Here is a 7,789-nt window from a genome sequence, read left to right on the forward strand (position 1 = left end):
GTCAGCTCGGCCCGGCCTTGTAACCGACACCACGGACGGTCACCACGATCTCCGGCCGCTCCGGGTCCTTCTCGACCTTGGAACGCAGCCGCTGGACGTGCACGTTCACGAGCCGCGTGTCGGCAGCGTGCCGGTAGCCCCACACCTGCTCGAGCAGCACCTCACGCGTGAACACCTGCCACGGCTTACGGGCGAGCGCGACCAGCAGGTCGAACTCCAGCGGGGTCAGGGCGATCGACTGCCCGTCCCGCTTCACCGAGTGCCCGGCCACGTCGATGACCAGGTCACCGATGGTCAGCTGCTCCGGCGCCGGTTCCTCCGACCGCCGCAGCCGCGCCCGGATCCGGGCGACCAGCTCCTTCGGCTTGAACGGCTTGACGATGTAGTCGTCGGCGCCCGACTCCAGGCCCACGACCACGTCGACGGTGTCGCTCTTCGCCGTGAGCATCACGATCGGCACCCCGGACTCCGCCCGGATCAGCCGGCACACCTCGATGCCGTCCCGCCCGGGCAGCATCAGGTCGAGCAGCACCAGATCGGGCTTGGTCTCCCGGAAAGCAGCCAGCGCCTTGTCGCCGTCGGCTACGAAAGACGGCTCAAAACCTTCACCACGCAGCACGATCCCGAGCATCTCGGCCAGTGCGGTGTCGTCGTCGACGACAAGGACTCGTCCCTTCATAAACGACATCATCCCATTAGCTAATCGTTACCTGGCGTGACCTGGCACACAGCTCCGCAAGAGCCTCGGCCGTCACGGGTGAAACGGCTCCCTCCTCGGTGACGATGGCCGTCACCAGCTCGGGCGGCGTCACGTCGAACGCCGGGTTGTACGCCTGGGTCCCCAGGGGTGCCACCGGAATCCCGCCTCCTGCTCCTGTCACCGGCACCTGGGGTGCTGTGACCTCCGTCACTTCGAAGCCGGGTCGCTGCTCGACCTCGATGGACGCCCCGTCAGGGGTGTCCGGATCGACCGTCGTCACCGGCGCCACCACGATGAACGGCACATGGTGGTACCTCGCCAGCACAGCGAGCGGATAGCTCCCCACCTTGTTCGCCACCGAACCGTCGGCCGCGATCCGGTCCGCCCCTATCAGCACCGCGTCCACCTCACCCGCCGCGAACAGGGACCCCGCCGCGTTGTCGGTGAGCAAGGTGTACGCCATGCCGCTGCGGGCCGCTTCGTACGCCGTCAGGCGAGCACCTTGCAGCAACGGACGCGTTTCGTCCACCCACAGCCGCCGCAGCCGCCCCTCGCGATGCGCCGCCAGGGCCACCGCGAAGGCCGTGCCCTCGCCGCCCGACACCAGCGAACCGGAGTTGCAGTGGGTGAGGATCCGGTGCCCGCCGCCGGGCAGCAACTCGTCCAGGAGCGCCAGACCGTGCGCCGCCATCCGGGTGCTGGCCTCGGCGTCCTCCCGGTGCAGCGCCCGCGCCGCGGCCAGCGCCGCCGCGGCCGCCTCCGTGGGATCCCCGGTCCTGGCCAGCGCCGCCTGATGCGCGGCCCGGGCCCGGCGCACGCCGACGGACAGGTTCACCGCGGTGGGCCGGGCGCCCTCGAGCGCCCCTGCCGCCTCGGCCACGTCGAAGCCGCGCGCGGCGGCGAGCGCGACACCGTACGCGCCCGCGATCCCCAGCAGCGGCGCACCGCGCACGGAGAGCGAACGGATCGCCTCCACCAGCGCCGGCGCGTCCGTGCACACCAGCTCGACCTCCTCGGCCGGCAGCCGCGTCTGGTCGAGAAGGACCAGCACAGGGCCTTCGGGTGGTTCCTCCCATCGGATCGCAGGTATCTCGGTCGGCCGCCTGTCCCCGTCGGTTCGCGCCTGCTGATCAGCCATGCGGTCAGTCTGCCCCGGATCCGGCGGACAATTGAAGGGATCCAGCGCCCACCGCGGCCCATCCCCCGGTGACCACCCCATGGCACGATGTCTGCCAACCTGCCGCCGCGACCGCGGACGGGCACCGAGAAGGAGCTTCGATGACAGACACTCCGGGCTGGGCCTCGCCCGGATCCGCCCCGTCGTCCGAGGGACGGGAACCCGGCGCGTCCCGTCCCGCCGAGCCTGCAGACCGCCCCGGCGACACCCCACCCGCACCGCAGGCGGACGGGAACGCGCAGAGCCCGGGCGTGAAGTGGTCCACGGAGCAGCCGCCCCCCGGCCAGTGGTCCGCGCCCACCGGTGCCCCCAGCCCGAACCAGACCCCTCCGCCCCCGCCGCCCGGTCCGGGCTGGGGCGGCCGGCCGCCCATGGGCCCGGGGCCCGGCGGCCACGGAGGCGGCTACGCAGGCCCTCCGCCCGGCTACGGCGGTTACGGCACCCCCGGCGGCTACGGAGCCTGGGGCGGCGGCTGGGGCGGCCCCCCGCCCGCTGCCAAGCCCGGTGTCATCCCGCTGCGTCCGCTCGGCGTCGGCGAGATCCTCGACGGCGCCGTCTCCACCATGCGCACCTACTGGCGCACGGTGCTCGGCGTCTCGCTCGGGGTCGCTCTGGTCACGACAACCGCCCTCGTCCTCATGCAGGGCTTCGTCCTGAACGACGCCCTCGCCCAGGTGCAACTGGGCAGCCGTGACGCCAACCCCGACGACGTGTTCCGTGCCCTGCCCGACGTCATGGCCGGCACCGGCATCGTCGCTGTGATCTCCACGATCGCCGTGATCATCGCGACCGCCCTGCTCACGACCATCACCAGCCGCGCCGTCCTCGGCAGGCCGGTCGCCCTCGGCGAGGCCTGGCGCGACGCCCGCCCGCAACTCCCGAGGCTGTTCGGCCTGATCCTCCTGCTGGGACTGATCGTCGTCGGAGTCATGTGCGCCGGGACACTGCCCGGCATCCTCGTCATGTTCGCCGGCGACGACGTGGTCGCAGGGGCGGGCCTGCTGTTCCTGGGCCTCCTCGGAGCCACCGTCGTCACGACGTGGCTGGTGATCCGATTCTGTCTGTCGACTCCCGCCCTGATGCTGGAACGGCAGAGCATCGTGAAGGCCATGAGCCGCTCCGCGAAGCTGGTACGCGGCTCCTGGTGGCGCACATTCGGCATCCTGCTGCTCACCGGACTCATCGTCCGGATCGTGCAAGCGCTCATCGCCATCCCCTTCACCGTCGTCGGAGCCGCCGTGAGCGGCGACGGCATCAACAACCTGCTCGGCACCGGCGGCGGACACCCCGGCTGGACGGCCCTGGTCATCCAGGGAATCGGCACCCTGATCGGCAGCGCACTCACCCTGCCGATCAGTGCCGGCGTCACCGTGCTCCTCTACATCGACCAGCGCATCCGCCGCGAGGCCCTCGACCTCGAACTGGCCCGTGCCGCCGGCGTCCAGGCCTCCGCCACCGGCTCGCCCGGTCCCGTCCCGGGGAGCTGATGCGGTGAGCCTCACGGGGGGAGTACTCACGGCGGCGGCCTCGTCCGGCGCCGCTGAAACGGTCGTACGAGGCCTGCTGCGCGCTGCCGACACGACCGTCCGCGCAGCAGGCGGCTCGGGAGACGAGCCGCCCGTGACCATCCCGCGTGATCCCGCGCGGGATGCGGCCCGCCGCGAGCTGTCCAAGCGGATGTACCACGAGAACGACCCCGGACTGTTCCAGCGCGCACTGAACGCGTTCTGGCACTGGCTCGACCGGCTGCTCAACTCGGCCGCCTCCGCGACACCCGGCGGCACGGTCGGCCTGATCGTCGTCGTCCTGTTCGTCGTCGCCGTCCTGGCCGCCCTGTGGTGGCGCCTCGGCACCCCCCGCCGGCAACCCGGCTCCGCCGCCGTCCTGTTCGACGACCGCCCCCGCAGCGCCGCCGAACACCGCGCGGCCAGCGAGGCGCACGCCGCCCAGGGCCACTGGAACCAGGCCGTGCAGGAACGCATGCGGGCCATCGTCCGCTCCCTGGAGGAGCGGACACTCCTCGACGCCCGTCCCGGTCGCACCGCCGACGAAGCAGCCCACGAAGCCGGCCGTACCCTGCCCGCGCACAGGGACCGGCTGCGCGCTGCTGCCCGCGAGTTCGACGACGTGACATACGGCGGACGCACGGCCGGTGAGCAGTCGTACCTCCGCATCGCCGAACTCGACCGCGACCTGGAACGCACCAGGCCCGCCCTCGCCCACAGCACCGCCGGCACGGCCCCCAGCACCGACCAGGGGGCCGCCGAGTGACCGCCGAGGCCACGCTGCCGACGACCTCCACCGCGCCCACCGCCCGCCAGGTCTGGACGCGTGCACGAGGCATCGCCCTCGCCGTCGTGCTGATCCTGGCCGGGGCCGTCGCCATGGCGGCCGTACGCTCCACCGCCCGGCACGGCGAACTCGACCCGCGCTCCGCCGACCCCTACGGCAGCCGCGCTGTCGCCCGGCTCCTTTCCGACCGAGGCGTCTCCACGCGTGTGGTCACCACGCTCGGCGCGGCACGCGCCGCCGCCGGCCCCGACACCACCCTCCTGGTCGCCGTGCCCGACCTGCTGGCCCCTCGTCAGCAGGACCAGCTGCACAAGGCCACCGCGGCCTCCGGCGGGCGCACCGTCCTCGTCGCGGCCGGCAGCCCGTCCGTGCAGCGACTGGTTCCAGGAGTGACAGCGGACCCCGCCACCAGCACCGGCACGACACTCGCTCCCGACTGCGCCCTGCCCGAAGCCCGGCGCGCGGGCAGCGCCGACACCGGCGGGATCCGCTACACCACCACCCACCTCGACGCCGACTCCTGCTACTTCAGCGCACGCCTCGCCACCCTGCTCCGCATCCCCGAGGCATCCGCGGGCGGTGACACCGTCGTGCTCGGCGCGCCAGACATCCTCTACAACGACCGCCTCGACAAGCAGGGCAACGCCTCGCTCGCCCTCCAACTCCTCGGCTCCCGCCCACATCTGGTCTGGTACCTCCCCTCGCTCTCCGACGCCTCGGCCACCGACACCGGCGACCGGAAGGACTTCCTCGACCTGCTCCCCTCGGGCTGGCTCTGGGGCACCCTGCAACTGTTCGTCGCAGCGGTCCTCGCCGCCTTCTGGCGGGCCCGCCGTTTCGGTCCCCTCGTGCCCGAACGACTCCCCGTCGCGATCCGCGCCTCCGAGACCGCCGAAGGCCGCGCCCGCCTCTATCGCAAGGCCAACGCCCGCGACCGCGCCGCCGCCGCACTTCGCTCCCGCACCCGCACCCGCCTCGCCCCCCTCGTCGGCGTCCCCGCCACCCAGGCACACACGCCCGAGGCCCTGCTCCCCGCTCTGTCCGCCCACCTCTCCGGCGACGGACAGGCCCTGCACTCACTCCTCTTCGGACCGCCGCCCGGCGACGACGCGGCCCTCATCGCACTGACCGATCAACTCGACGCCCTCGAAAGAGAGGTACGCCGTTCATGATGGACCCGACCACTGACAACGCCGGGAACACCGGGGACACGGGCACCGCCCGCGCATCCCTGGAAGCCCTGCGCGCCGAGATCGCCAAAGCCGTGGTCGGCCAGGACCCCGCCGTGACCGGCCTCGTCGTCGCCCTCCTCTGCCGCGGACACGTTCTCCTTGAAGGAGTCCCCGGAGTCGCCAAAACGTTGCTCGTCCGCGCCCTCGCATCCGCCCTCGAACTCGACACCAAACGCGTCCAGTTCACACCGGACCTGATGCCGAGCGACGTCACCGGCTCCCTCGTCTACGACACCCGCACCGCCGAGTTCTCCTTCCAGGAAGGCCCGGTCTTCACCAACCTCCTTCTCGCGGACGAGATCAACCGCACTCCACCCAAGACCCAGTCCTCCCTCCTCGAAGCCATGGAGGAACGGCAGGTCACGGTCGACGGCACCCCCCGCCCGCTCCCCGAACCGTTCCTGGTCGCCGCGACACAGAACCCGGTCGAGTACGAGGGCACCTACCCCCTCCCCGAAGCCCAACTGGACCGGTTCCTCCTCAAACTGACGGTCCCTCTGCCCTCCCGGCAGGACGAGATCGACGTCCTGACCCGCCACGCCTCCGGCTTCAACCCACGCGACCTGCGCGCCGCCGGCGTACGCCCCGTCGCCGGCCCCGCCGAGCTGGAAGCCGCCCGCGCCGCCGTCGCCAAGACGACCGTGTCCCCAGAGATCACCGCCTACGTCGTGGACATCTGCCGCGCCACCCGCGAGTCGCCCTCCCTCACCCTCGGCGTCTCGCCGCGCGGTGCCACCGCCCTCCTGGCCACCTCGCGCGCCTGGGCCTGGCTGACGGGCCGCGACTACGTCATCCCCGACGACGTCAAAGCCCTCGCCCTGCCCACGCTGCGCCACCGCGTCCAGCTGCGCCCCGAGGCGGAGATGGAAGGCGTGACAGCAGACTCCGTCATCAACGCCATCCTCGCCCACGTCCCGGTCCCCCGCTGATGGCCCTCACCGGACGCGCCGCCCTCCTCGCGGCCCTCGGCTCCATCCCCGTCGGCATCCTCGAACCCGGCTGGACGGGGATCCTCGCGGTCAACGGCCCACTGGCCCTCGCCTGCGCCTGCGACTACGCACTCGCCGCCCCCGTACGACGGCTCGTCCTGTCCCGTTCCGGTGACACCTCCACCCGTCTCGGCGAGACCGCCGACGTCACGCTCACGATCACCAACCCCTCCCGGCGCCTGATGCGGGCACAGTTGCGGGACGCCTGGCCGCCCAGCAGTTGGCAGCCCGGCACCGAGACCGAGGCCTCCCGCCACCGTCTGACCGTCCCGCCGGGCGAACGCAGGCGCGTGACGACCAGACTGCGGCCGACCCGTCGCGGCGACCGCCAGGCCGACCGCGTGACGATCCGCTCCTACGGCCCCCTCGGTCTGTTCTCCCGCCAAGGCGCCCACAAACTGCCCTGGTCGGTACGAGTTCTGCCCCCGTTCACCAGCCGAAAGCACCTCCCGTCGAAACTCGCCCGATTGCGTGAACTCGACGGCCGCACCAGCGTTCTGACACGCGGTGAGGGAACGGAGTTCGACAGCCTGCGCGAGTACGTGCCCGGAGACGACACCCGCTCGATCGACTGGCGAGCCACCGCCCGCCAGTCCGCCGTCGCCGTCCGCACCTGGCGCCCGGAAAGGGACCGGCACATCCTGCTCGTCCTGGACACCGGCCGCACCTCGGCCGGCCGTGTGGGCGACGCCCCGCGCCTCGACGCCTCCATGGACGCCGCGCTCCTCCTCGCGGCACTGGCCTCCCGTGCCGGCGACCGCGTGGCTCTTCTGGCGTACGACCGCCGTGTACGGGCCCTGGTCCAGGGCCGCTCAGCGGGAGACGTACTGCCGGGCCTGGTGAACGCGATGGCGCCACTGGAACCGGAGCTCGTCGAGACCGACGCCCGCGGGCTCACCGCGGCGGCTCTGCGCACGGCACCTCGCCGTTCCCTGATCGTGCTGCTCACGGCGCTCGACGCGGCCCCGGTGGAACAGGGGCTGCTCCCCGTACTCCCGCAGCTCGCACAGCGGCACACCCTCCTGGTCGCCTCGGTGGCCGACCCGTACATCGCACGCATGGCTGAGGCCCGAGGAAACGCGGAGGCGGTGTACGAGGCCGCGGCAGCGGCTCAGGCACAGAGCGAACGTCAGCGCACCGCGGAGCAGCTACGACGGCACGGGGTGACGGTCGTGGACGCGACACCGGAGGAGCTGGCACCGGCTCTGGCGGACGCGTATCTGTCTCTGAAGGCAGCGGGCCGGCTCTGATCACTGATCGCTCCGGCTATGCCGCCCTTCGGGGATGCATCAGTATGCGTTCTGAACGCAGAAAACCCCCGCACCGTGTGGTGCGGGGGTTTTCTCAAAATTTGTTCGGCGGCGTCCTACTCTCCCACAGGGTCCCCCCTGCAGTACCA

At 72.1% G+C, this 7,789-nt stretch carries 7 protein-coding genes; 5 read left to right on the plus strand and 2 right to left on the minus strand.

The window, feature by feature from the left end; all coding sequences use genetic code 11:
• Position 1 precedes the first annotated feature (1 nt).
• Both mtrA and mtnA read right to left on the minus strand, forming a co-directional pair.
• On the minus strand, positions 2–691 hold the full coding sequence (gene mtrA / locus ACZ41I_RS38045) for a two-component system response regulator MtrA (protein ID WP_191870552.1): 690 nt from the start codon (positions 689–691) through the stop codon (positions 2–4).
• A 4-nt stretch (positions 692–695) separates the two neighbouring features.
• A complete protein-coding gene (gene mtnA / locus ACZ41I_RS38050; RefSeq protein WP_468516295.1) occupies positions 696–1,838 on the minus strand; it encodes an S-methyl-5-thioribose-1-phosphate isomerase in 1,143 nt (380 codons plus the stop codon).
• Between the two features lie 140 nt (positions 1,839–1,978).
• Between mtnA and ACZ41I_RS38055 the strand changes: the two genes are divergently transcribed.
• The 5 genes from ACZ41I_RS38055 to ACZ41I_RS38075 are packed head-to-tail and all read left to right on the plus strand — an operon-like array spanning position 1,979 to position 7,640.
• A complete protein-coding gene (locus ACZ41I_RS38055) occupies positions 1,979–3,364 on the plus strand; it encodes a glycerophosphoryl diester phosphodiesterase membrane domain-containing protein (protein ID WP_468516296.1) in 1,386 nt (461 codons plus the stop codon).
• Positions 3,365–3,368: 4 nt separating this feature from the next.
• Positions 3,369–4,148, plus strand: a complete 780-nt coding sequence (locus ACZ41I_RS38060; RefSeq protein WP_468516297.1) for a DUF4129 domain-containing protein — start codon at positions 3,369–3,371, stop codon at positions 4,146–4,148.
• Entirely contained in the window at positions 4,145–5,341 is a 1,197-nt protein-coding gene (locus ACZ41I_RS38065) for a DUF4350 domain-containing protein (protein WP_468516298.1), read from the plus strand. The genes ACZ41I_RS38060 and ACZ41I_RS38065 overlap by 4 nt, the downstream gene beginning before the upstream one ends.
• Positions 5,341–6,330, plus strand: coding sequence for an AAA family ATPase (locus ACZ41I_RS38070; protein WP_363213829.1), 990 nt, complete (start codon positions 5,341–5,343; stop codon positions 6,328–6,330). The genes ACZ41I_RS38065 and ACZ41I_RS38070 overlap by 1 nt, the downstream gene beginning before the upstream one ends.
• Entirely contained in the window at positions 6,330–7,640 is a 1,311-nt protein-coding gene (locus tag ACZ41I_RS38075; protein ID WP_468516299.1) for a DUF58 domain-containing protein, read from the plus strand. Before ACZ41I_RS38070 ends, ACZ41I_RS38075 begins: the two co-directional genes overlap by 1 nt.
• The last annotated feature ends 149 nt before the right edge of the window (positions 7,641–7,789 follow it).

This window comes from Streptomyces sp. NPDC030799, from assembly GCF_055572255.1.